At 37.0% G+C, this 24,557-nt stretch carries 26 protein-coding genes; all 26 read left to right on the top strand.

Annotated features, from left to right (window positions below; translation table 11 throughout):
• Positions 1-121 precede the first annotated feature (121 nt).
• The 26 genes from G7B18_RS17765 to G7B18_RS17640 all read left to right on the top strand — a co-directional run bounded on the left by G7B18_RS17765 (position 122) and on the right by G7B18_RS17640 (position 24,394).
• The gene (locus G7B18_RS17765; protein ID WP_164123668.1) at positions 122-628 is read left to right on the top strand and encodes a winged helix-turn-helix domain-containing protein; all 507 of its coding nucleotides are present in this window, start codon (positions 122-124) and stop codon (positions 626-628) included.
• 46 nt (positions 629-674) lie between these two features.
• The gene (locus G7B18_RS17760; protein WP_164123666.1) at positions 675-1,178 is read left to right on the top strand and encodes an adenylyltransferase/cytidyltransferase family protein; all 504 of its coding nucleotides are present in this window, start codon (positions 675-677) and stop codon (positions 1,176-1,178) included.
• A 102-nt stretch (positions 1,179-1,280) separates the two neighbouring features.
• Positions 1,281-2,276 (top strand): mannose-1-phosphate guanylyltransferase, encoded by a 996-nt coding sequence (locus G7B18_RS17755; protein WP_240452900.1) that lies wholly within the window; start codon positions 1,281-1,283, stop codon positions 2,274-2,276.
• Positions 2,277-2,281: 5 nt separating this feature from the next.
• Positions 2,282-3,331, top strand: a complete 1,050-nt coding sequence (rfbB, locus tag G7B18_RS17750; RefSeq protein ID WP_164123664.1) for a dTDP-glucose 4,6-dehydratase — start codon at positions 2,282-2,284, stop codon at positions 3,329-3,331.
• A gap of 61 nt (positions 3,332-3,392) precedes the next feature.
• Positions 3,393-3,962 carry a dTDP-4-dehydrorhamnose 3,5-epimerase gene (rfbC, locus tag G7B18_RS17745; protein ID WP_164123662.1) on the top strand — a complete coding sequence of 190 codons (570 nt, stop codon included), beginning with the start codon at positions 3,393-3,395 and terminating at the stop codon, positions 3,960-3,962.
• 76 nt (positions 3,963-4,038) lie between these two features.
• The gene (rfbA, locus tag G7B18_RS17740) at positions 4,039-4,899 is read left to right on the top strand and encodes a glucose-1-phosphate thymidylyltransferase RfbA (RefSeq protein WP_164123660.1); all 861 of its coding nucleotides are present in this window, start codon (positions 4,039-4,041) and stop codon (positions 4,897-4,899) included.
• A gap of 5 nt (positions 4,900-4,904) precedes the next feature.
• The gene (locus G7B18_RS17735) at positions 4,905-6,212 is read left to right on the top strand and encodes a flippase (RefSeq protein WP_164123658.1); all 1,308 of its coding nucleotides are present in this window, start codon (positions 4,905-4,907) and stop codon (positions 6,210-6,212) included.
• A gap of 2 nt (positions 6,213-6,214) precedes the next feature.
• The gene (gene glf / locus G7B18_RS17730; protein WP_164123657.1) at positions 6,215-7,330 is read left to right on the top strand and encodes a UDP-galactopyranose mutase; all 1,116 of its coding nucleotides are present in this window, start codon (positions 6,215-6,217) and stop codon (positions 7,328-7,330) included.
• Positions 7,331-7,601: 271 nt separating this feature from the next.
• On the top strand, positions 7,602-8,378 hold the full coding sequence (locus G7B18_RS17725) for a glycosyltransferase (RefSeq protein WP_164123655.1): 777 nt from the start codon (positions 7,602-7,604) through the stop codon (positions 8,376-8,378).
• Positions 8,379-8,381: 3 nt separating this feature from the next.
• Complete coding sequence (locus G7B18_RS17720; RefSeq protein WP_164123653.1) at positions 8,382-9,509, top strand: glycosyltransferase; 1,128 nt, start codon at positions 8,382-8,384, stop codon at positions 9,507-9,509.
• A complete protein-coding gene (locus tag G7B18_RS17715; protein ID WP_164123652.1) occupies positions 9,502-10,662 on the top strand; it encodes a hypothetical protein in 1,161 nt (386 codons plus the stop codon). The genes G7B18_RS17720 and G7B18_RS17715 overlap by 8 nt, the downstream gene beginning before the upstream one ends.
• A 35-nt stretch (positions 10,663-10,697) precedes the next feature.
• Positions 10,698-11,759, top strand: a complete 1,062-nt coding sequence (locus G7B18_RS17710) for an EpsG family protein (protein ID WP_164123650.1) — start codon at positions 10,698-10,700, stop codon at positions 11,757-11,759.
• A 1-nt stretch (position 11,760) separates the two neighbouring features.
• Entirely contained in the window at positions 11,761-12,762 is a 1,002-nt protein-coding gene (locus G7B18_RS17705; protein WP_164123648.1) for a glycosyltransferase, read from the top strand.
• Positions 12,759-13,667, top strand: coding sequence for a glycosyltransferase (locus tag G7B18_RS17700; RefSeq protein WP_164123646.1), 909 nt, complete (start codon positions 12,759-12,761; stop codon positions 13,665-13,667). Before G7B18_RS17705 ends, G7B18_RS17700 begins: the two co-directional genes overlap by 4 nt.
• A gap of 3 nt (positions 13,668-13,670) precedes the next feature.
• Positions 13,671-14,276: a sugar transferase gene (locus G7B18_RS17695; RefSeq protein WP_164123644.1), complete on the top strand. Its 606-nt coding sequence runs from the start codon at positions 13,671-13,673 to the stop codon at positions 14,274-14,276.
• A 9-nt stretch (positions 14,277-14,285) separates the two neighbouring features.
• Positions 14,286-14,927, top strand: coding sequence for an acetyltransferase (locus G7B18_RS17690; protein ID WP_164123642.1), 642 nt, complete (start codon positions 14,286-14,288; stop codon positions 14,925-14,927).
• A 14-nt stretch (positions 14,928-14,941) separates the two neighbouring features.
• Positions 14,942-15,166: an acyl carrier protein gene (locus G7B18_RS17685; RefSeq protein ID WP_164123640.1), complete on the top strand. Its 225-nt coding sequence runs from the start codon at positions 14,942-14,944 to the stop codon at positions 15,164-15,166.
• Between the two features lie 2 nt (positions 15,167-15,168).
• The gene (locus G7B18_RS17680) at positions 15,169-16,221 is read left to right on the top strand and encodes a 3-oxoacyl-ACP synthase III family protein (protein WP_164123638.1); all 1,053 of its coding nucleotides are present in this window, start codon (positions 15,169-15,171) and stop codon (positions 16,219-16,221) included.
• Entirely contained in the window at positions 16,221-16,613 is a 393-nt protein-coding gene (locus G7B18_RS17675; protein ID WP_164123636.1) for a VOC family protein, read from the top strand. Before G7B18_RS17680 ends, G7B18_RS17675 begins: the two co-directional genes overlap by 1 nt.
• Complete coding sequence (locus G7B18_RS17670) at positions 16,610-18,196, top strand: HAD-IIIC family phosphatase (protein ID WP_205601727.1); 1,587 nt, start codon at positions 16,610-16,612, stop codon at positions 18,194-18,196. Before G7B18_RS17675 ends, G7B18_RS17670 begins: the two co-directional genes overlap by 4 nt.
• 1 nt (position 18,197) lies before the next feature.
• Entirely contained in the window at positions 18,198-18,416 is a 219-nt protein-coding gene (locus tag G7B18_RS17665) for an acyl carrier protein (protein ID WP_164123634.1), read from the top strand.
• Positions 18,417-18,424: 8 nt separating this feature from the next.
• Positions 18,425-19,177: an SDR family NAD(P)-dependent oxidoreductase gene (locus G7B18_RS17660; protein ID WP_164123632.1), complete on the top strand. Its 753-nt coding sequence runs from the start codon at positions 18,425-18,427 to the stop codon at positions 19,175-19,177.
• A 14-nt stretch (positions 19,178-19,191) separates the two neighbouring features.
• On the top strand, positions 19,192-20,343 hold the full coding sequence (locus G7B18_RS17655; protein ID WP_164123630.1) for a DegT/DnrJ/EryC1/StrS family aminotransferase: 1,152 nt from the start codon (positions 19,192-19,194) through the stop codon (positions 20,341-20,343).
• Between the two features lie 44 nt (positions 20,344-20,387).
• Positions 20,388-20,807, top strand: a complete 420-nt coding sequence (locus G7B18_RS17650) for a WxcM-like domain-containing protein (protein ID WP_164123628.1) — start codon at positions 20,388-20,390, stop codon at positions 20,805-20,807.
• A 417-nt stretch (positions 20,808-21,224) separates the two neighbouring features.
• Positions 21,225-21,995, top strand: coding sequence for a polysaccharide biosynthesis/export family protein (locus G7B18_RS17645; protein ID WP_164123626.1), 771 nt, complete (start codon positions 21,225-21,227; stop codon positions 21,993-21,995).
• A gap of 2 nt (positions 21,996-21,997) precedes the next feature.
• Complete coding sequence (locus tag G7B18_RS17640) at positions 21,998-24,394, top strand: GumC family protein (protein ID WP_164123624.1); 2,397 nt, start codon at positions 21,998-22,000, stop codon at positions 24,392-24,394.
• The last annotated feature ends 163 nt before the right edge of the window (positions 24,395-24,557 follow it).

Genomic DNA, 24,557 nt, shown 5'->3' with positions numbered 1-24,557 from the left:
TTTCTTTTTATAGCCATTTTGATGGGATATACCCATCCCTGGTTCCTCATCACTTTTTTTCTTTTATATTTTGAATTTTTAATTTATTACGAGTACTTTTGTGACTCAACGCTATTAGCCAATGTTGGATTCATTGATCACGTCTAAGACAAGACTTAAGCTATTAATCAAATTTTTTGTTTCTGCGAGCAATCGCGGGTACCTAAGAGGTATTGCCGAAGAATTTAATGAATCGACCAATGCGATCCGTAAGGAACTCAACCAATTGACCGAGGCAGGCTACCTTATTCGCGAAGAAGGGGAGAAGCGGGTATTCTACCGGGCCAATTCCAAACATACACTATTCGGTTCTCTACAGGGCTTGATTCATCATTTTTTGGGTATCGACCAGATTGTCGATCAGGTACTGGCTCGTGCCGGAGATGTCGAGCAGGTGGCGCTATTGGGCGACTATGCCCAGGGGATAGATTCAGGTCATATAGAGGTATTGGTCACAGGGCAAAATATAGATTCGGCATATTTATTGCAGGCAGCAGAGAAAGCCGAAAAACTGTTAGATAAAAAAGTGAGTTTATATTTAGAGACACCAGAACAGGTGCGATCAAAAATAATATTGTATAGTAAATAAGCAGATAAGCAAATCCGCGAATAGGCAAATAAGCAAATAAACGAATATGCAAAACAACGAATCAACAAATCAGCGAATAAGCGAATCAGCATCAAAACGCCAAGATTACAATCCAGGGCCAAGGGTAGGTATTACTTTCTCGACCTTTGATTTGTTGCATGCCGGTCACATCATGATGTTGGCCGAGGCAAAGCGTCAATGTGATTATTTGATCTGTGGCCTGCAGATGGATCCTACGTTGGATCGACCGGAGAAAAATGCGCCTACACAAACCGTAGTCGAGCGTTATATACAGCTTCGTGGCTGTCAATACGTGGATGAGATCGTCCCTTATTCGACCGAGCAGGATCTCGAAGATATCTTGCGTTCTTTCAAATTGGATGTCCGTATTGTAGGCGATGAGTATGCGGATCGTGATTTTACCGGAAAGCAGTATTGTATAGATAAGGGCATTGAACTTTATTATAACAGTAGAGATCACCGTTTTTCCAGTTCGGGTTTACGTAAGATTGTAGCAGATAAGGAGAATCAGAGAAACGGGAAGGGGTAAAGCCCTATTCGTCATTTCGAGCTCGATTTTTGTCGATGCGTGGCAATCTATTTGGAGAAAACCCTGCAATTAAGCAATAGACATTAAAAACAAAAATATATAGTGAGCGTAGTACACGTATTATTATCAGGAGGAATAGGTAGCCGATTATGGCCTTTGTCCAGAAAACAACAGCCAAAGCAGTATTTAGATTTATTTAATGGCCAATCTTTATTTGGCTTGACGGTACAACGGAATGCAAAAATTGCAGATGAAATAATTGTCGTCGGAAATAAGGATAATGCACATCTTAGTGAGAAAGCAATGATTCATGGTGGACTGCCCTACCGCAGTATTGTGGAAGCAACGCCAAGAAATACGGCTGCCGCTATTGCTTTTGCGGCCTTTGCTGTAAATACAGAGGATATATTGATTGTAACCCCATCTGATCACATGATTTCAGGCGATGAAGCTTATGAATCAGCGATGAAAGCAGGTGTTGCAAAAGCGAAGGAAGGTTTTATTGTTACTTTCGGAATACAGCCTACACGTCCAGAAACAGGATACGGTTACATCGAATTTGATGGCGATAAGGTGAAGTCATTTCGTGAGAAACCAAATCAAGATACGGCCGAAGATTTTATTGAACGAGGTACATTTCTGTGGAATTCGGGTATGTTCTGTTTTCAGGCGTCCGTGTTTTTGGAAGAACTGAAAAAATATGAACCTTCCGTTTATGATGCAGCTAAATTAGCTTGGGAAAGTGCTGAGGAAGGTAAACTAAACACAGAACTTTCTTTACAAATTCCGTCTATATCGGTGGATTATGCAGTGATGGAACGATCCAAGAAAATACGTGTAGTACCTACCGAATTTGAATGGTCGGATTTAGGTTCCTTTGAAGCCTTGTATGATTACTTAGTTGCTAGCGGTTATCCCAAAGATGAAAATGGGAATATTGTAATTGGTACCGATAAATTTGCTGGTTTTGTTGGGCTTAAAAATACCATCTTCGTTCATACAAAAGATGCCTTTTTAATGGTTCAGAAAGAAAAATCACAGGACGTTAAGAAGATATATAATATGCTGGAGAAGCATCAGTCTAAGTTATTGGATTAATAGGGATGAATAAAACTATACTAATCACAGGTGGTGCAGGCTTTATAGGCTCCCATGTCGTGCGAGAATTCGTAAATAAATACCCGGAATATCGCATTGTCAATCTGGATGCGCTGACCTATGCCGGTAATTTGGAGAACCTGAAGGATATAGAGGAAAAAGCGAACTATACCTTTGTCAAAGCTGATATTACGGATGCGAAACATATTTTAGAGGTGTTTCAAGAATATCAGCCCGATGGCGTAATCCACCTGGCAGCCGAATCGCATGTGGACCGTTCGATATCGGATCCGCTAGCATTTGTCATGACCAATGTGATCGGTACGGTAAATCTTTTGAATGCAGCTCGTGAGATCTGGAAAGATAATTATGAAGGCAAACGCTTCCACCACGTCTCTACTGACGAAGTATACGGTACACTGGGTGAGACGGGGTTGTTCACCGAAGAAACGGCCTACGACCCGCATTCGCCGTACTCGGCGTCAAAAGCTTCTTCCGATCATTTTGTCCGGGCTTACCACGACACCTACGGTTTGCCGGTGGTATTGACGAACTGTTCGAATAACTATGGGCCGAATCACTTTCCTGAGAAATTAATCCCATTGTGTATCCACAATATCTTAAACAATAAGCCGTTGCCTATCTACGGTGATGGCAAGTTTACCCGCGATTGGTTGTTCGTGATCGACCACGCAAAAGCCATTGATCTGGTATTCCACCAAGGCAAAACAGGTGGCGCCTACAATGTCGGGGGCTTCAACGAATGGCAAAATATTGATCTGGTGAAAGAATTGTGTAAGCAGATGGATGAGAAGTTGGGAAGACCGGCAGGCACAGCCGCACAGCTGATCACCTTTGTAAAAGACAGACCAGGACACGACTTACGCTACGCCATCGACGCGACAAAGATCAATCAGGAACTTGGTTATCAACCATCGGTCACCTTCGAACAAGGATTATCCATTACGATAGATTGGTTTTTATCGAATCAAGAATGGCTAGACAACGTAACCTCAGGGGAATATCAAAAGTATTATAACGAGCAGTATAAATAGAGTTAAGAAGGTTAATAGAGTTAAGAAGGTTAACCCTATCAACTGTATAAACAACAAACAAATGAAAATCACAGAAACCAGTCTAAGAGGCTGTTATATATTAGAGCCTGCAAAATTCGGGGATAGCCGAGGGTATTTTATGGAAGGCTTTAATGAAAGAGCTTTCAATGAGGTGACTGGTACGAACACACATTTCGTGCAGGACAATCAATCATTTTCCACGAAAGGCGTGCTTCGTGGATTACATGGGCAGTCGGGCGAGCATGCGCAAGCCAAGCTCGTTCGTGTGTTGGATGGCGAGGTGTTGGATGTGGCGGTTGACGCAAGGCCAGATTCGCCAACTTTCGGTCAATATGAAGCCGTTAGACTAACAGCAGAAAACAACCTGCAATTGTTCGTTCCACGTGGCTTCCTGCATGGATTCGTCGTGTTGAGCGAAACAGCAACGTTTTTTTACAAATGTGATAATTACTATAATAAAGAATCCGAATGTGGCGTGTATCCACTAGATGCAGATCTGGCAGTAGACTGGCAAATCCCGGTAGAGGAAATGCTGCTGTCGGATAAAGACAAAGAAGCACCTTCTTTTAAAGAAGTGTTTGGTTCCATAGAGATCAGTAATATTTATTAAGAAACTAAAACAATGAGCTGGTGGTAGATAGCAAATCGCTATAAGCTATAAGCCAATAGCCATAAGCTAAAAACGCATGAAAGGAATAATACTCGCCGGCGGCTCCGGCACACGATTACACCCTTTAACATTGGCTGTATCCAAGCAGTTGATGCCGGTATACGATAAGCCCATGATATATTACCCCTTGTCTACACTAATGTTGGCAGGGATTAATGAGATATTGATTATTTCTACACCGCAAGACTTACCAAATTTTGAAAAGTTGTTGGGAGATGGCTCACATTTGGGTTGTAAGTTTTCGTATAAAGAACAACCAAGTCCGGACGGTCTCGCACAGGCTTTTATCTTGGGTGAAGAGTTCATTGGAGATGATAAGGTAGCTTTGATCTTAGGCGATAATATTTTTTATGCATCGGGTATGTCCAAGTTATTGCAAGGTTCAGCGAACCCAGATGGAGGAGTAGTTTTCGCTTATCAGGTTTCTGACCCAGAGCGTTATGGGGTTGTTGAATTTAATGAAAACAATGAAGTGGTCTCCATTGAAGAGAAACCTACTGAGCCTAAATCCAATTATGCAGTCCCAGGTCTATACTTTTACGACAATGATGTAGTGGAGATTGCTAAGAATATAAAACCATCACAGCGTGGCGAACTAGAGATCACGGATGTGAATAAAGAATATCTGAAAAGAGGAAAACTGAAAGTAGGTGTATTTGATCGTGGAACCGCTTGGCTGGATACTGGAACTATTCAGTCCCTAATGCAAGCAGGGCAATTTGTACAGGTAATAGAGGAACGTCAGGGGCTGAAAATTGGTGCAATTGAAGAGGTTGCTTATCGTATGGGATATGTTAGTAGAGAAAAGTTGAGAAAAATAGCTGAACCTCTGCGTAAATCTGGGTATGGAGAATATTTGATAAGGGTCTGTATATAGTTGAAATGGTTAAGAAAAGAAAGTTGCTAGAAAATATAGCTTCTTTGAGCGTGGTGCAAATGGTTAACTATGTATTTCCATTGATAACAGTACCTTATGTTTCGAGAGTAATTGGACCAGATGGTTATGGTGCAATAAATTATGCGACAGCTTTTGTTGCTTATTTTTCACTATTTATAGGTTATGGTTTTGATTTGACTGGGACTAGAAAAATAGCGAATAATTCTTCAGATATGAAGACTATAAGTCAGACTGTTTCTGAGATTTTATTAGCGAGGATCTTGTTATGTTTCATTTCAATAGCACTTTTTTTATTTAGTGTTCATTTTTTTTTACCATCTCAAACTGATTTAAAAGTTACTTGGATTCTCTTTGTCGGTTGTATCGCAAATGTTATTAGTCCACAGTTTCTTTTTCAAGGCTTACAGGAGTTAAGTATTTTTGCTAAATTAAATTTATTTAGAGGGGTGTTAAATGTTATTTTGGTTTTTCTATTAGTTCGAGATTATAATGATTATTATTGGTTGCCTGTCTTGACCGTATGTTTCAATATTGCCATTAACGTGTTTTTAGTGATTTTTAGTATCAATAGGTTTAAGATAAAATATAGTTTTGTTCCCCTAAGACAATCTCTAAAGTTGATTATAAATGAAAGAATAATTTTTTTTTCAACAGTCGTTATTAGTCTATATACAACAACAAATATCGTTATCCTTGGTTTTTTTGCTGATGTATCCCAAGTGGGTTATTATACCACTAGCCAGAGTTTCTTAAATATAGTCAGTACGGTTATCACTATACCTTTAACAACGGCTTTATTTCCGTACATCGGGAGGGCGTTCGGAGAAAGTCGCGAAGAGGGACTAGATGTGGTACGTAAGATTTTACCAATTGTTTTTTATGGTACTTTAATTGCGTCGCTATTTCTTTTACTATTAGCACCTTGGTGTATAAGGATAATATATGGGAATGAATTTGAACCATCAATAGCTGCTTTACGAATAACCGCATTTTTACCATTTATTATTTGTTTATCTAATATTTTCGGGATACAAGTAATGTTAAATTTAAAACTGGATAATGTTTTTCTTAAAACAACATTGATTGCATGTGTTATTGGAGTCGTATTTAATATTTTTATGAGCAAAAATTTTGGATATATTGGAACAGCGTGGAGCTGTCTGATTGTAGAAGCTTTTGTTACATCTATGATGTATCTGACCTTAAGGTCTCAAGGTGTTGAGGTAGTTTATGGTGCGTATTTCAAACCTAAATTTTTGATTTTTAGTTTTAAACGGTATTTAAAAAAATAATAATGGGTAAGTATTTAATAATAGGCTCTGGTTTTTCTGGAGCGGTGATTGCGGAACAATTATCGCGGGATGTTAAAAATTCTATTTTGCTTGTAGATGAAAGGGCTCATATTGGGGGGAATTGTTATACAGAGAGGGATCCTGAAACCAATGTAATGATTCACAAATATGGACCACATATTTTTAATACGGATAATAAAGAGGTTTGGGATTATATTCAACAGTTTTGTGAAATGGTGCCTTTCGTGAATCGTGTGAAATCCATATACAATAATCAAGTGTATTCATTGCCTATAAATTTACACACAATAAACCAGTTTTTTGGAAAGACTTTTGGACCTGAGGAAGCTAAAGGTTTTATATCATCTATCGCAGATAATTCGATAAATGATCCTAAGAATTTTGAAGAACAGGCTTTAAAATTTATAGGTAAGGATTTATATGAAGCTTTTTTTTATGGATATACCAAAAAACAATGGGGGTGTGAACCAACTAAACTACCGGCTAGTATTTTGAAGAGGTTGCCAGTGCGATTTACATACGATGATAATTATTATGCTAATCCTTTTCAAGGGATCCCTAGAGATGGATATACTGCAATTTTTGAAAAAATGTTAAGTGCTCCTAATATAGATGTTAAATTGAATACTCATTTTGATTCATCATGGGATGTCTCAGGGTATGATCATGTATTTTATACTGGACCTATAGATGCTTTCTTTACGTTCAAACATGGCAGATTATCTTACAGAACCGTTTTCTTTGAACGGTTCATAGAAGAGGGAGATTATCAAGGAAATCCAGTTATTAATTATGCAGATTCCAATATTCCGTTTACTCGTATACATGAGCACAAGCATTTTACTCCGTGGGAAAGCCATGACAAAACAACTTATTTTAAAGAGTATAGTAAGGAAACTGAAGAGAAAGACATACCTTACTACCCTAAAAGATTAAGTGAGGATATGTTAATTTTGGAGAAATATTTACAAGAGGCGTCAGTGCTAAACAATGTAACATTTGTGGGGAGGCTTGCGACATATAGATATATGGATATGCATCATGTAATAAAAGAGGCGCTTGAGGCTTCAAAAAAAGTAAAAAATGATAAACGATAGAATACTAATTTTCGCACCTTATCCATATGGGATTAACAATGGTGGCCCCTCGGGATTTTTAGCCCATAATTTGATAGACAAGCCTCGGGATTTTTTTGACATATCGGGCGATTTCTTTAATGCAGAGTCTTTTCTTTCCAAGCTAAAAAGGAAATTTTATTTTGCAGCACATAAGAAGGACTTTTTTTCCTTTTATTATAAGACGTTAAATGCTCAGAAGTATAAATATATATACTTTCATGATTGTTTATCTTTTTATCACTGTAAAAATTTGATTCCCAATAATCAGGTTGTTATATTGCAATCTCACTCTCCGGAACTTCCTTCTGAGGAAATAAAATCTATTAATCCAAGCGATGTAGAGAGATATAGCCTGAATAAAAAGGCAGAGGAGAGTTCATTTCAAAGAGCAGATATCATTGTTTTCCCGAATGAGGGCTGTCAAAAAATCTATTCCAGTTTGTTGACAAAAAATTGTGATGTAAAGTATATTTTGAGTGGGGCAAAAAACACTTTTGCTGGTCGAGAGGCTGAAAAGGAAGTCTTAAAAGAGGAAAAAATTAATTTGATGTATATTGGAAGAAGAAACAGTATAAAAGGTTTTGATATTGTTTATGAGACGTTTAAGGAAGTAGCAAAAGAGCGAGACGATCTCAATCTCTTTATTGTAGGAAAGGGGGACAATTTAGATGGCCCTGGGATATTTGACGTGGGCTTTTCCAATGATCCTATGTATTGGTATAATAGTGTGGATTATCTTCTAAATGCAAATAGGAAGAGTTATTTTGATTTATCTATTATTGAAGCTTTGACTACAGGAGTACCAATAATTATGTCATCAAATTTTGGTCATGAATATTATATAAATAAATCAGATACTATTACAACATTTAGCGACGTTAATTCAGGCGAACTTAATAATATTCTTCGAGGTCCTTTAAAAAAAAGGGACAGGAAAAATAAGAAAAACTTTGAGTTATATAATTCTGACTTAACAGATAGTCATTATTTTAATAGATTTACATCTTTTGCCGAAGAGCTTTTTTGAGATATGGAGATTGCTATTTACTTAGATGATTACTCTGGTTTAGGTGGTGTGGAAAAAGTTACCCTCGATTTGGCGAATGCTTTATCGGTATACTATAGTGTCACAATAATAAGTAGGACGAAAAGTGCCATTTCTCCTGTGTTTGATTATTCTGACAAAGTGATTGTGTTGGACTCTTTTAAAGGGAAGTCTTTGGATGTTTTATCTGAGGTCTTAAAGCAGCATAAAATCAAGTCATTGATTGTACAAATTCAAAATTTAAGCAAGTGTTACAGAATTGTAAAAAAGGTTCAAAGGGACCTCGGCATTAAAGTTTTTAGTGTCTTACATTCTTCTCCAAATGCATATTTAAAATTTTTGGAGAGTTTTGGTGCTGTCTCTTTATTAGGTGTTGCAAAAAGAATGAAGTTTTCTCTGTATTGGAAGCCGTTAAATTTTTTTTTGCTAAAAAAAATTGTGAGAATTTCAACAAAATTTATTTGTATTAGTGAGGGGGCTATGAAAGAAATGTATATGATATTTTCTTCTGATTTTTTAGAGGATAAGGTAATATTAATATATAATATCTTGTATACGGATTCGGAGAAAGTTGATTTTGTTAAAAAAGAAAATTTAATCGTTTATGGTGGAAGGCTTTCAAAAGATAAAAGAGTTGATTTGTTGGTTAAAAATTGGATTGAACTCAAGAGATATCATGGACAATGGAGGTTTGAGATTTATGGAGATGGAAGCGAATTAGAAGAATTGAAAAGGCAAATAGCAAAATCGGGATTGACAAATATTCATTTAATGGGAGTGAGTAATGGGATGTTGGACGTTTTATCGAGATCGAAAATTTGTTTATTGTATTCTGTCGTGGAAGGATTGCCAACAATATTGTATGAAGCCGCTTTAATGGGAAATGTTTTGGTGTCGTATAATTCTTACGGGGGAGCCTCTGACCTGGTAAAGCATAGATCAAACGGTTTTGTTGTTAATAATGAGGTTGAATTACAAAGTACTCTTAAGATGATTTTAAACAGAGATATTGATTTGAATATTTTATCAAATAACAATGCAAAGGTGTTAAGTTCTTTTAATAATGAAGATGTGGTGAATTCTTGGATTGATTTAATAGGGGTTGATGAATAACAATATCGTATACGTCGATTTATTCTCGGTAAAAAATTTTCATGAGAAATTCAATGCCTCGGTTTTACTTAGCTTGGTGAAAAAGGCAAATGAAAATGGTGCTAATATATCAATATTTGCAACTAAGAGTTCTTTTGTCAATTCTTATGAATTCTTAAAAACGAAAGGCTATTTGGAAGAAACTCCGAAAATCGAATTCAATGAAATTAAGTTACCTCATGGTACTAACTCATTGTATATTTTTCTGCGCCATTTAGTTGGTTTCTTCTTTGGGCTTGGTATTTTATTCAAATTTAGCAAGAATCATACTATTATTTTTTCACAACTCAATCCGTTTTTGGCTTTTTTTTTCAAATTTAATATTAAGTTTAATTCTAGAATATTGATAATTTGCCATGGGGAGCTTGAATTTTCAATCTCAAAGTCTCCAATAACAAAGCCACTTTTTCTATATTCCTTGTTAATTAATAGGTTTTTAAAAGGGATCAATTTTATGGGGTGTCAAATTATTGTTCTTGGAGATTCTATAAAAGCGAATCTCCAACACTATTTTAAAGACATTCACTTATGCAAAGTTATATCTATCGATCATCCTTATTTCTACGAACATAAAGATATTAGTAACGAGGAGTGTTTGGAAATAAGAAAAGTAGGAATTGTTGGTGCTATATCAAATAGTAAAGGCTTCTTGGATTTTGTAGACTTTTCTTATAAGTTGAGACTGAACCCTTTTGTATCAAAAATAAGCGTCGTAGGTATCGGACGGCATAATTATAATGTTTGTGACTATACAAATATTGAATTTGCTTTTAAGAGAGGGTATTTCGCTACACATAGTGAGTTTAATATTGAAGTTGCTAAGTTGGATGTTATATTGTTTTTTTATAATATGGAATCCTATAAACTGACATGTAGCGGAGCTCTATTCGATGCTGTTAATCATAATAAAATTGTGATTTCGTTACGAAACGATTATTTTGACTATATGTTTAACAAATATGGGCCAATAGGAGTCTTATGTAATTCTGTTGATGAGATGATTCAAGCTTTAAATAATATAGTTTGTAAAAAAATTGATATTAAGATTTTTCATGAAAATATGAGCATATGGAGAGAAAATACCTCGTCCGATAATTTTAGTTTACCAAGTTAATGTATTTGTATCTAATATTCTTTTTGATATCAGTTATGTCTTTTTACGACATTAAGGCTAATAGTAGAGAAAAAGTAAATGCTATCTTTTTTCTGTGCTCCTTGGTATTGTTCTTTATGTCTTGGCTAAGATGGGAACGAGGTACAGATTGGAATAACTATTTGCTTTTTTTTAACTATGTAAATGCTGCAAAGGAAACTGGGCTTGAATGGGGATTCATTAAATTAACAGAATTGTCTAAGTTAATACATGATGACTACACATTATTTATGTTGCTTCAGGCAATTATAATTTATTGGTGTATGACTAACTCCTTAAGGAAGTATTCTAATTATCCTTTAATTAGTCTCCTTCTTTGGTTTTCCTTTTCTTTTGCGGGATTATTTTTCGTTAGACAGACGATTGCTATAGCATTGGTTTTTTATTCTTTTCGGTATTTAATGGAAAGAAGAATTTTCTTTTTTTGTGTTTTTGTAATATTAGCTAGTCTTTTTCATAGATCTGCTTTAATAATTCTTCCATTTTATTACATATCTACGCTTGAACTATCTCGGAAGCAATTGTTAATTATTTTGATTTTGTCCTTTGGGGCTTCCTCATTGGCAAAAGGTTTGTTTTCGACTTTGAGTTTTATAGGCAATGCTGCAATTTCAAGTAGGCTAGATGATTATTTGGATCAGAGTCAATTATCTAGTTTTGGGTCTAAGTTTAGTCCTTTTGAAACGATGGTACGAGGTAGTATATATAGAGTGTTTTATTTGCTGATTTTTATTGCTTATTTCTATCAGGATATTTTGAAAAATCGGGTCCTACTAATTCTTTTTAATCTGTATTTTTGGGGAGCAGTTATTTTCATACTTTTAGTTCCAATATCTACTGCTATGATAAGGTTGTCGTCCTACTTTGATATTGCTCATATAATTTTGGTACCACTATTGATGGCACAATTTAAAGGAAATAAAAAGGGAGAGCTAATATTGATTTTTTTGGTTTTAATATCTTTTGTCAGATTTATAGGGGTTGTAACTGGTTATGAAGAGTTGTATATACCATACAAATGGATATTTAATAAGGAACTCCCCGTAAAAACTTTTTAAGATGATTTTAATAGATGGAATTTTCGTAAATAATGGAGGAGGTAAGATACTGCTTGACTATTTAGTGGGTGAATTAGAGAAGACTAATTTGGAGGTTTATTACCTAATTGATTCAAGATTAAGTAGTTCTTACAGTGTGAAAAAGACGAATTTGATAGAATATCTTGATGCAGATTTGTTAAAAAGAAATTTGTTTTATAGGAAGAAAGGTTCCCTTTTTAGTAAGGTTCTTATTCTTGGAAATGTTCCGCCATTAGTTAGATTGAATGCGAAAGTCTTTACCTATTTTCATAATACTATTTATTTAGGTATTCCCAAAGAGTTTTCTCTCATTGAAAAGATCCGATATTTTTTTAAAATATTTATCATCAAATGGTATAAGAGAAATACTGATATTTGGTTAGTTCAGACTGAATCAGTTAGAGATAGACTTAGAACAGATTTTGGAAATAAGACAGATGTGTTGGTAATGCCTTTTTATCCCAGCTATAGTAATGAAATGCATCAAGAGAAAATTAAGGACACTTTTCTTTATGTTAGTAATGCCCAACCAAATAAAAATCACTTTAGATTGTTGGAAGCTTTTAGAAAATCTTATGATAAGATGAATAGAGGGCGATTAATTGTAACAGTAAATGAGAACTTCAAAGATATTATAAGAGATATTCAAGAAAGCCAAATGAGAGGATATCCTATCGATAATTTGGGCTTTGTTAAAAGGGAAGACTTAAAAGCTGTTTACGAAAAAAGTGAATTTGTTATTTATCCGTCATTATCAGAGAGCTTTGGTTTAGGAATTGTAGAAGGAATAGAATTTCGGTGTAAAGTGATTGCTTCGGACTTAGACTATACTTTTGCTGTTTGCGAACCTTCTAAAGTTTTTAATCCTAGAGATATTGATTCTATTGAGAAAGCTATTTCGGATGCGTTTAGAGAAGTCCTCCCCGAAAGCAAACTACTTGTTTCTGATAAAGTAATCGATTTAATAAATTTATTAAGATGATAGGAAGTAGGGTAAAGATATTGTTAGCCACTTTTAACGGTGAAAAATTCATTGAAGAACAAATACGATCTATCTTATGTCAAAAAGACGTAATTGTAGATATATTTATAAGTGACGATAATAGCACTGATAGTACAAAAAAGGTACTTTCAAAACATTTTCCTGAAATCAATGTAAGTGTTAATTCTCCCGGAACAGGATCTGCAGGTAAAAATTTCATTAAAATGGTTTCTAAACTAAATTTTGATGAATGTTTTGACTATGTAGCCTTTTCTGATCAAGATGACATATGGTTGCCTGAGAAAGTGAGTGTTGGGATAAACTTGATATTGTCGAGTGAGTCCGAACTATATTGTTCAAATTTGACTAAATGGGATACAGCTACAAACAGGTTTAGCATACTGAAAAAAGATTTTCCCCAAAAAAAATTTGATTATATATTTGAAGGAGGAAGTGCAGGGTGTACTTATGTTTTTACAAAAGAATTTGCAAAAAAATTACAGGCCTTTATAAAAGATGTTGATTGTGCAAATTGGAAAAATTTTTCGCACGACTGGTTAGTTTATTTTTTCGCTCGATCAAGAAAATTTAAAGTTGTGATAGATAGTAATTCTTACATTCATTACCGTTTACATCAAGAAAATGTGCATGGACACCTCAATAAATTATCTTGGAATACTTTAAAAGAAAAATCATCACAAGTCTTTGACGGATATTATCAAAAACATATAAAAAACTATATAAAATATTTAAATAAAGACTCAGAAGAATATTCAATTTGTAAGAAATTTCTAAAAGGTTATTTTTCAAGAAATGCTATTATTTTAAAGTATAATACTGAATTAATGAGAGATAGTAAAAAGTTCCTCATTTTTGCTATCTTGAATTTATTGAAATTTAAATAAAATATGTACAAAAAATATATCAAACGTCTTTTTGATTTTTTTATAGCCGTAATTGGACTTGTTATTCTCTCTCCTATATTCTTAGGTGTTATGATAGGACTTTATTTGGCTAATCAAGGAAAACCATTTTTCTTTCAGGCTCGTCCAGGATTGGATGAAAAGATTTTTAAAATCATTAAGTTTAAAACTATGAATGATAAAAAAGATGAAAATGGAAACCTGTTATCAGATGCAGAGCGTTTAACTCCTATCGGAGCTTTTGTACGTAAAACTTCTCTGGATGAAATTCCTCAGTTACTTAATGTTTTGAAAGGCGATATGGCGATTATCGGACCTCGCCCATTATTGCCACAATATTTGCCTCTATATAATATAGATCAAATGCGCAGACATAAAGTTAGACCCGGAATAACAGGCTGGGCTCAAGTAAATGGGAGAAATGCTATTTCTTGGACTCGTAAGTTTGAATTGGATGTTTGGTACGTGGATAATTTATCCTTTATTTTAGATTTTAAAATATTCTTTTTAACCTTCAAGAAGATTTTGCTGCGTGAAGGAATTTCGGCTGACGGTCAAGCAACAATGGAGGCATTTAATGGGAGTAATTAATATGAATATATGAAAAGAATAGCAATTGTAGGTGCAGGTGGTTTTGGTCAAGAAGTGTATTGTATTTGGCGGGATATGTTAAATTATGAGCAAGTTTCTTTTGAGTTTGTAGGCTTCTTTGATGATAATGGTTCTTTAACCGGGAATAATTTTGGCGAGGTTGTTGGGGGGATAGATTCGTTGAATTCAGTAGATTATCCTTTGGATGTGGCAATTGGAATTGGTTCTCCAAAAATATTACATTCGGTTAGAAATAGAATCAATAACCTGAATATTAAGTTCCCGAATATCATTCATCCATCGGTTCAGTTTCTAGATTCTGAAACTACTGTGTTAGGCGAGGGGAATATATTGTCTTTGGATGTCATATTTAGTTGTAACTGTCAAGTTGGGGATTTTAATATTTTTAATACTAGAACAACATTAGGACATGATGATGTCGTTGGTGATTTTAATGTGTTTAGTCCAAACGTACAGATATCAGGTAGCGTTGTTATTGGTAATGATAATTTTTGGGGCTTTAACTCCGGGATTTTGCAAGGAAAGCAAGTCGGTGAATTTAATACAATTGGAGCGGGTGCAATATTGCTACGATCCGTAAAAGATGCTGGTACTTATATTGGAGTACCAGCAGTAAGAATGAAATTTTAAATTAAATATATGTCATGGATGAAAATAAATTTATAGAGGATTTTACTTCGATTTTTGATGATGTTGATGTATCTGAGTTGAGTATGGAAACTGAATTCAAAACTTTGGATGAATGGAGTTCCTTAACAGCATTGGGATTACTAGCAGTTATGGAGGAGGAGTATGATGCAGAGCTTTCTAGTCGGGATATTGAAAAATCGACAACAATTCGAGATATTTTTAATATTGTTAAGGGGTAGTTATGGCATTTCTTGAAATTCCAAAAGTCACGATCAAGGGTATATCAGCATGTGTCCCTAAAAAAATTGTTAGAAATGAAAAGTTAAGTAATGTTTTTCCTGAGGAAGATTTAAAAAAGACAATTGATTCAGTGGGAATCATTGAGCGACGTATCGTAGATCCAGAGGTTTGTGCTTCTGACCTATGCTTCAAGGCTGCTGAAAAATTGTTAAATGAAATGAATATTGACAGAAATTCTATCGATGTTCTGATTTTCATGTCACAAACAGCTGATTTTAAGATTCCTGCTACAGCACCAATCTTGCAACATAGATTAGGGTTGAGTAAGGATTCAATTTGTTTTGATATGACTTTAGCTTGTAGTGGATATGTTTATGCTTTAACAACGGCTTTCACATATTTAAACTTGCCAAATGTTAACCGCGTCTTGTTGTTAGATGGCGAAACGTTTTCTAAGATTGTAAATCCGAAAGATAAGACGAATGCATTGCTTTATGGAGATGCAGGAACGGCAACTCTCTTGGAGAAAAGTCATAACCAAAATTTTGCGGCAGTCTTACATACGGATGGTGAAGGATTTGATGCTGTTTGTGTTCCTGGAGGAGGATGTCGTAATCCTTTTAGTGAAAAAAGCTTAGAAGAAAAGGAACGTTATGACGGTAGTTTAGGAAATGAGCTAGAAGTTTATATGAATGGTATCGATGTCTTTAATTTCACACTTCGAGTTGTTCCTAAAAGCATAAAGGAGCTGTTGGAAAAAACAGGGACAGAAATATCGGATTATGGCTCTATTGTGTTTCACCAAGCGAATAAATTTATGATCGAGTTTTTCGCAAAGAAGCTTAAATACGATATGAAAAATGTTCCAATAAGCTTACACAAATTTGGGAATACAAGTTCTGCTACGATTCCTTTGACAATTGTTAGCGAATTGAAGAATTGGTGTTCAGCTAATAAAAAGATTATAGTTAGTGGGTTTGGGGCGGGACTTTCATGGGCTACGGCATCATTAGATTTAGCCAATACTCATATTTGTGAATTAATTGAATATTAATGAAAGTACATCATTATGGGGTAGCCACAAAATCTATCGAAAAGTCCGTAAAGGTATTTTTATCGTTAGGTTATGAGGTCTGTTCGAAAGTAGTGTTTGATCCTTTACAGGGTGTCAATTTGTTGTTCTTAAAGAACGTAAATGACCACTTAATTGAATTGGTAGAGCCTGCTCAAGAAGATAATCCGGTATCAAAGATTTTATCTAAATCTGGATCTTCACTCTACCATATTTGTTATGAGATAGAGAATCTTGAAGATAAAATTGAAGAGTTAAAAAAACAACGATTTATTTTAATACTTCCTCCAACTCCTGCAATAGCGTTTGATGGTCGGAAGATTTGCTTTTTATATAATTCGACTTTGGGATTAATTGAGCTATTAGAGAAATGATGAAAAACTTCGTTTATAGAAATTATACAGTAGAATATCTTTTCGATAATACTACAGCTTTTAGTGGGTATGGAGATGTTTCGTTGCCAGCCGAAGATTTTGAAAATATTATATTGTTTTATCAGGTGGATCCTAGCAAGACTCCAGAAGGCCAGATTGAAGAAATTGAGGAAATTAAGTCGAAAATTAGTTTGATAACAAATTTGATCTCTGATAAAAGAATTGTTATTTTAACACTTTCACTAAATTATGCTAATAATTGGCAGATAAAACACGCAGAATTAAGCACTGCTCTTTTAGGTTTTAATGAAGTGTTTCTTAAGGAGGTTTCAAATGAAAAATCAAATGTAAAAGTAGTTGAAATAAACCATTTTTTTCAGGAAGAAACACTTGAAAAGATTGATTGGCGTTTTCTCTTTACTTCTCAGATGATTATAAATCCCAAATTAGGAAAGCCTTTTAAAAAGTGGATGTCAAGGCAACTGGATTTCCTAAGTCTGAAACGCAAGAAGTGTATTGTCTTAGACTGTGATAATACATTATGGGGTGGTGTTGTAGGTGAGGACGGAGCTCATGGAGTTAAATTAGGTCAAGACTATCCTGGCAATACCTTTAGAGCTTTTCAAGAACTTCTTTTAATGTTATCTCACAAAGGAGTAATTCTTGCGGTTTGTAGTAAAAATAATTTAGAAGATGTTCAGGAATTATGGCGTGATAATACTAATAATTTAATTAATGATAAAGTACTTTCAGCTTATCGAATCAATTGGCAGAATAAAGCTGAGAATATTAAGTCTATAGCAGAGGAGTTAAATATAGCGACAGATAGTTTCGTCTTTATTGATGATAATCCTATTGAGCGGGGACTTGTGAAGGAATTTTTACCTGAGGTGGAAGTGCCGGATTTTCCTGCGAAGGCCTATGAATTAGTAAGTTTTTTTTGGAAAGTTTATAATGAGTTCTTTGCAACATTTGAACTTTCAAAAGAGGACTTCGAGAAAACAGAACAGTATAAAGAGAATTTTTTTCGGAATGAAAGTAAAAAAGTTTTCGAAAATATGGATGATTATCTGAGTAGTCTCGAAATAATAGTCGATGTGATTCCTGCAGATGAGAGTAATATTAATCGCCTGGCGCAAATGACACAAAAGACAAATCAATTTAATTTGAGAAGTAAACGTTACACGGAAGAGGAGCTAAAGTGGAAAATAAATCAAGGTAATCATATTTTTTGTGCAAACGTAAAGGATAAATTTGGAGATAATGGCATTACTATTGAATGTATCGTCGAAGAAAGGGATGACGTCCTGTTTTTAGATTCCTATTTACTGAGCTGTCGTATCCTTGGTCGTGAGATTGAAATAATAACATTGTTAAGTATTATTAAGAAGTTAATGCGAAATACGGGTAAATCAATGAAAGCAGAGTATATTCCTTCTAAGAAGAATGGGATGACTAGGGATTTCCTTGAAAAGGTAGGGTTTCGGTTAGAGTCAGAAGATCTGGAAGGAGTGAAAAGTTATATATTTGATGCTGAACAAAAAATTAATATTAAAGATTATTATACAATAAATATAGATTAAAATGAAAGAGAAAATTGTAGAGATAATGTCCGAAGTTTTTGAGTTGCCAATTGATGAATTCCCCATTGATATAACGCAAGAGAATATTGAAAACTGGGATTCCTTAAGACATTTGAATTTGATTGTTGAGTTGGAAGATGCTTTTGATAAGTCTTTTGAACCTGAAGAAATATCAGAAATGGTCTCTATAGATAGTATTATTGCCTTTATTGAAAAGTAAAAGTTGAGATGAATCTAGATAATCAAAAGATTTTAATCGTTGGAGCATCCTCTGGAATTGGAAGATCAACTGCTATAGGGCTTTCTAAAGCCGGTGCGAGGTTAGTTTTAGTTGCTCGTACCGAAAATAAATTGAAAGAAGTTATTGCTTCTTGTGAAGGTGAAGGACACACCTATTTTGCTATTGATGTAAAAGATGAAAAGTCTTTAGATGAGGCTATTACTGCTTCTGCAAAAGGAGAGGGAGGGGCTTTTACAGCTTTTGTGTACTCTGCAGGGCAAGAGGGCACTGTACCTTTAAAATTCGCTAAATCTGAGTTCTTAACAGATATTGTTCAAGTAAACACAATTCCTGCATTACTTATTACTAAATCTTTAATGAAAAAGGGTAACTTTTCTTCAGTTGGAGGTTCTATAGTTTTTATAAGCTCGGTAATGGGAAGCTTAGGACAACCTGCTAAGGCAGCTTATTGTATGTCTAAAGGAGGGCTTTTAGCCGCATCAAAAGCACTAGCTGTGGAATTAGCTTCAAAGAAAATTCGAGTAAATTCTATATCTCCAGGGATGGTGATGACAGATATGTCGTCCAAAATTTTAGCTTCTGTAAGCGAAGAGAACGCCAATGAGATTAAGAGAATGCATCCTTTGGGTATTGGAGAAGTGCAGGATGTGGTGGATGGAATTCAGTTTTTAGTTTCAGATAAATCTAAGTGGATAACAGGTATAGATTTATTAATTGATGGCGGTTATAGCGCACAATAAAAGCAAATATAAAAATGTCAGATAAAATATGGCTTTCTTCTCCACATATGGGAGGAAATGAATTGAAGTATATACATGAAGCATTTGATGCGAATTGGATTGCGCCTTTAGGCCCTAATGTAAATGGTTTTGAAAAGGATTTGAAAATTTTTTTAGATGCTGATGTTAAGGTTGCTGCTTTGTCTGCAGGTACAGCAGCGCTCCATTTGGCTTTAATTGAATGTGGGGTTGGTTATGGTGATGAAGTAATCTGCCAGTCAATGACATTTTCTGCGTCAGCAAATCCAATAGCCTATCAAGGAGCCCTCCCTATATTTATAGATTCAGAGAAAGAGACTTGGAATATGTGTCCCATTGCGCTTAAAGAGGCTATTAAGGATCGATTGGCTAAAGGTAAAAAGCCAAAAGCTATAATTGTGGTCCATCTGTACGGAATGCCAGCCAAGATGGATGAAATCTTAACGATAGCACAAGAGTATGATATACCGGTTATCGAAGATGCCGCAGAGGCACTAGGATCTACCTACAAAGGGAAATCCTGTGGTACTTTTGGACGATTTGGTGTACTTTCCTTTAACGGAAATAAGATTATCACGACTTCGGGAGGGGGGGCTTTGGTATGTCATACTCAACAAGATAAAGATAAGGCGGTGTTCTTATCTACCCAAGCGCGGGATCAAGCGGCACACTATCAGCATTCACATATTGGCTATAATTACCGCATGTCAAATATTAGTGCAGGAATAGGCCGTGGACAGATGGAAGTACTTAGTTCTCGTGTACAAGCGCGTCGTGCAATGCATGATTTCTATGTAGAGTTATTTAGAGGTATCGATGGTGTTACTGTTTTTACAGAGCCGAGTGGGGATTTCTATTCGAACCATTGGTTGTCTGCTATTACAATTGACCCCTCTTTAGCTGGTAAAACTAGACAAGATCTGCATTTAGCATTTTTGGAAGATGATATCGAATCTCGCCCATTATGGAAGCCTATGCACATGCAGCCTATCTTTGCGGAATCTCCTTATTATGGTGATAAAGTAGCAGAAACATTGTTTGATAATGGATTGTGTTTACCGTCTGGTTCTAACCTGACAGATCAAGATAGAGAGCGGATAAGGAACGTTGTGCGAGAGCAATTCGTAGAAATAGGTATAGACAAGTAAAGCATTAAAGATTATAATCTTTAAAGAGTCTAGTTACGATTGATTTGATAAAAGGTGGGATAGCAAAGGATCACCGCGGGCAGATTCGGTTTGTCAATGATTTTGATATGTCGCAGGTGAAGCGCTTTTATATTATTAAGAATGGCGATACGGAGTTGGTAAGGGGCTGGCGTGCGCACCGTATTGAGCAGCGCTGGTTTTATGTGCAGTCGGGGTCGTTTACGCTGGATTTGGTGAAGATCGATGATTGGGCGAATCCTTCTCCAGACCTGCCGGTGCAACGACGGATCATTAATGCATCCGATATGCAGGTGGTACATGTGCCGGTAGGCTACGGAACTGCTTTTCAGGCTTTGGAAGAGGGGTCAGAATTGACGGTGTTTGCCGATTATGGAATTGAACATGCCGCGAAGGACGATTATACCTGGCCGGTAGATTTCTTTGTAAATAGGAAATCGCTATAATTGGAGATTGCTTCACGCTGTTCGCAATGACGGGATACCGATAATATCAGTACAAGCAAGCACAAGTAAAGGAGGGCTTGCTTGATGAATAGGCTAGTAACCCAAGTATAAAAGTGATGCGAAGAGTATGGTAGCGATCAGGAACAGGCTGATCGCGACAAGGAATGTACGGGCATCATTATGCAATGTTCTAAAAAGTAGCGTAAATCGATTCATAGCGTCTTAAATAGGTAGTAGGTAAAATGCTAGCAATTTCCTTGCCAAAGATTGTGAGTGACAAGCGGAGAGTGATCAAGTTAGGAGAGTGAAGGAGTGAAAATGAAAATGTTATTTTAATATTACTATTAATATTTTACTTTTGTGGTTGGTTCATAAGAACTGGATTGATTATTGCTTGTAGGCTTTAAATTATATTGAATGAATAAAATTTACCTCGCTCTTTTAGTACTTTTGACCTTTGCTTCTTGTGCTTCACGCAAGAATATTGTGTATCTGCAACCTTCGCAGTTGGAGTTGGAGAATATGCAGACCAAATATGCGCCGAAGATACAACAAGAGGATTTGTTGACGATTACCGTATCGGCTGCGGATGTAAAGGCGACGCTACCATTTAATCAACAGAATATTTATCAGGCTGCAGCTGGATCTGCTACGGACATGGCGTTTAAACCGACCTATTTGGTGGATGCCAACGGCGAGATTGATTTTCCGGTATTGGGCAAGGTCAAAGTGGGTGGATTGAGCCGGTTGGAAGCGACAGACCTATTGCGGAATCGGTTGAAACAATATATTGTGGATCCTGGGGTGAATATCAGCTTTACGAACTTTAAGATCACGGTATTGGGCGAAGTGAATAAGCCGGGGACCTATAACCTCCCGCAGGAAAGAGTCACCGTATTGGAAGCCCTAGGCTTAGCCGGGGATATGACCATAAAAGGCGTGCGGAATAATGTATTATTGATCCGGGAGAAGGACGGCAAAAAGCAAATGGAGCGTTTGAACCTACTTTCCGATTCGCTACTGAACTCGCCCTATTATTACCTGGCACAGAACGATGTGCTCTATGTGGAGCCCAACGGATCGCAGGTGCGTAACTCCAGCCTGGGGCAGAATACCAATGTGTGGATATCCATTACTTCATTAATCATTACGATAACGGCACTCATTGTGACCAACGCGAATAAATAAGCATGAACCAGCCTACAATCAATAATACGACAAAGACAGAAAGCGAAGAGCAGGAAATCGACTTGAAACAACTGGTCGAGCAGTATGCTTACTATTGGAAATGGTTTTTGTTTTCGATAGTACTGGCTGTACTGGCTGCGTTTCTATACCTCAGGTACAGCACACCCCAATATAAAGTAGATGCGAAGATTCTGTTGCAGAAGGAGGACAAGGCCTCGGGGGAGATGGCCGGGCTGGCCGAATTGAGCAGCCTCACCGGGGGCGGTGGGCAATCGGCTTTTGTCATTGACCAGATCGAGATTGTCAAATCGCGCCGTATACTGCGCAAGGTGATCGAGCAGCATAACCTGCAGCACAGCTATTTTGTAAAGGGGAAGATTAAAGAGACCGAGGTGATGCAATCGCAATCGCCAATTAAGGTGACGACCGGGCAGGCCAAAGATCTGCAGAAGGAAGCCTCTTTTACACTAAAGATCATCGATAATACCCGGTTCTCCTTGGTCGAAAAGAACGGTGCAGAGCAAGATAATCTCCAGTTTGGGAAGTCGGTAGCTACGAATTTTGGAAGCTTGGTGTTTACGCCAAATAAGGACTTTGCAAAAGCTATCGGACAAACTATTGTTGTTAACTTAAGATCTATCGATAAGACGATCGACGATCTGCAAAAAGCGGTACAGATCAGTCCCAGTTCGGAAAAGCAGTCCTACATCGTCTCTTTCTCGATGACGGGGCCGATCAAAGAAAAGTCCCAACTGATTATCAACAGCCTGATCGAACAGTATAATGCCGATGTATCAGACGATAAGAATAAAGTCACAGCCGCGACCTCCAAGTTTATCTCGGCACGGTTGGACTTGATCTCTCGGGACCTGGACTCGGCGGATCAAAAGGTGCGGGACTTTAAGTCCAGCAATAACCTGACGGACCTGATGGCCGAAGCGGAGCTGAACCTGAAAACCATGTCGGAAGCGGATAAGGATGTACTCGAGAAACGCACGCAGCTGCAGTTGGCAGATTATATGAAGGAGTCGATCCAATCGAATTCGGATCTGCAACTGCTACCCTCGAATATAGGCCTACAGGATCTGTCCATCGAGAAATCGCTCGTGGAATATAATAAGCTCGTACTGGAAAGAGAAGACCTGCTAAAAAGCTCGACCGTAGATAACCCGGTGGTGAAAAACCTCACCGAGAATATCCGCGCGCTGAACCGAAACCTGATGACCTCGCTGGACAACTACCAGTCGGTCCTAAAATTGTCGCTGAATAATGCACAGGCGAAAAAGAACCAGCTGCAAGGCCGGATCTCGGCGGTGCCTCGGCAGGAGTTGGGATTTAAGGATATCTCCCGTCAGCAACAAATTGTCGAGTCGATCTACCTGTTTCTCTTGCAGAAACGCGAAGAGAATGAAATCAAAGCAGCAGCTCGACCGGATATCCTCAAAATAATTGATGAGGCTTACGGGTCGGATATCCCTGTAGCACCGAAGAAGATGATTATCCTGTTGGGAGCGCTTATCGCTGGGATATTGCTGCCATTTGCAGCCTTGTACATGAAATTCTTACTGGATAATAAGGTGCAGTCGCGCAAGGATATCGAAGCGGTACTGGCAGCGCCGATATTGGGTGAGGTGCCTACTTCATCAGATCCTATTGTACACGATAACGATCGCTCTTCGTTGGCGGAAGCCTTCCGTATCATGCGGACCAATATTTCTTTTATGTTGGGGGCGAAGAAAGATTCAGCCGTGATCTTTGTGACGTCTACGACCTCGGGCGAAGGTAAATCCTTTGTGTCCACCAACCTGGCACGTATTCTATCCATGTCGGGCAAGAAGGTCTTGCTTATGGGAGCTGATATTCGCTCGCCGAAGGTATTGGACTACCTCGGCCTATCGCACCTGCAGCATACCAATGTAGGGATCACACAGTACCTGATCAATCCGGATATGGATATCGATAATATCATTATCAAGAAGCCGGACAATTACCGCTTCGATATTATCTACTCGGGCTACATCGCACCCAATCCGGCAGAGTTGCTGATGAACGGTCACTTTGACGATATCATTAAATACGCGCAGGAACACTACGACTATGTACTCGTAGATACGGCACCGGTGAGCTTAGTAACGGATACGTTACTGATCGCGCACAATGCGGATCTGACGGTATACGTGTCGCGTGCCAACTACCTGGACAAGCGCTTGCTCAATGTGCCGAAAGAGCTCTATGCGGATGGTAAGCTGAAGAATATGTCGGTCGTGGTGAATGATGTGGACTTTGCCAAGGGCTACGGTTATGGCTACGGCTACGGCTACGGTTATGGCGATATGGGCAATAAATCCCTGCGGGAAAGGCTGATGGCTAAACTGAAAGGCCTCTTCGGAAAGAAATAGAAATTGATGTGTATGTTCGGCTCCTGACTATGAAGCCGGATATATGAAAATAAAATAAAAAAAGCTTCTGTTCCATTGCAGAAGCTTTTTTTTTGCCGTGGCACCAAACTGGCCCTTAGATAGCGCTAAAAGCCACGGTTTGTAATAAATTTTATACAATCTA

This window comes from Sphingobacterium sp. xlx-130, from assembly GCF_011007405.1.
Taxonomy (GTDB): domain Bacteria; phylum Bacteroidota; class Bacteroidia; order Sphingobacteriales; family Sphingobacteriaceae; genus Sphingobacterium; species Sphingobacterium luzhongxinii.
This window is presented reverse-complemented; position numbering and strand designations above follow the sequence as displayed.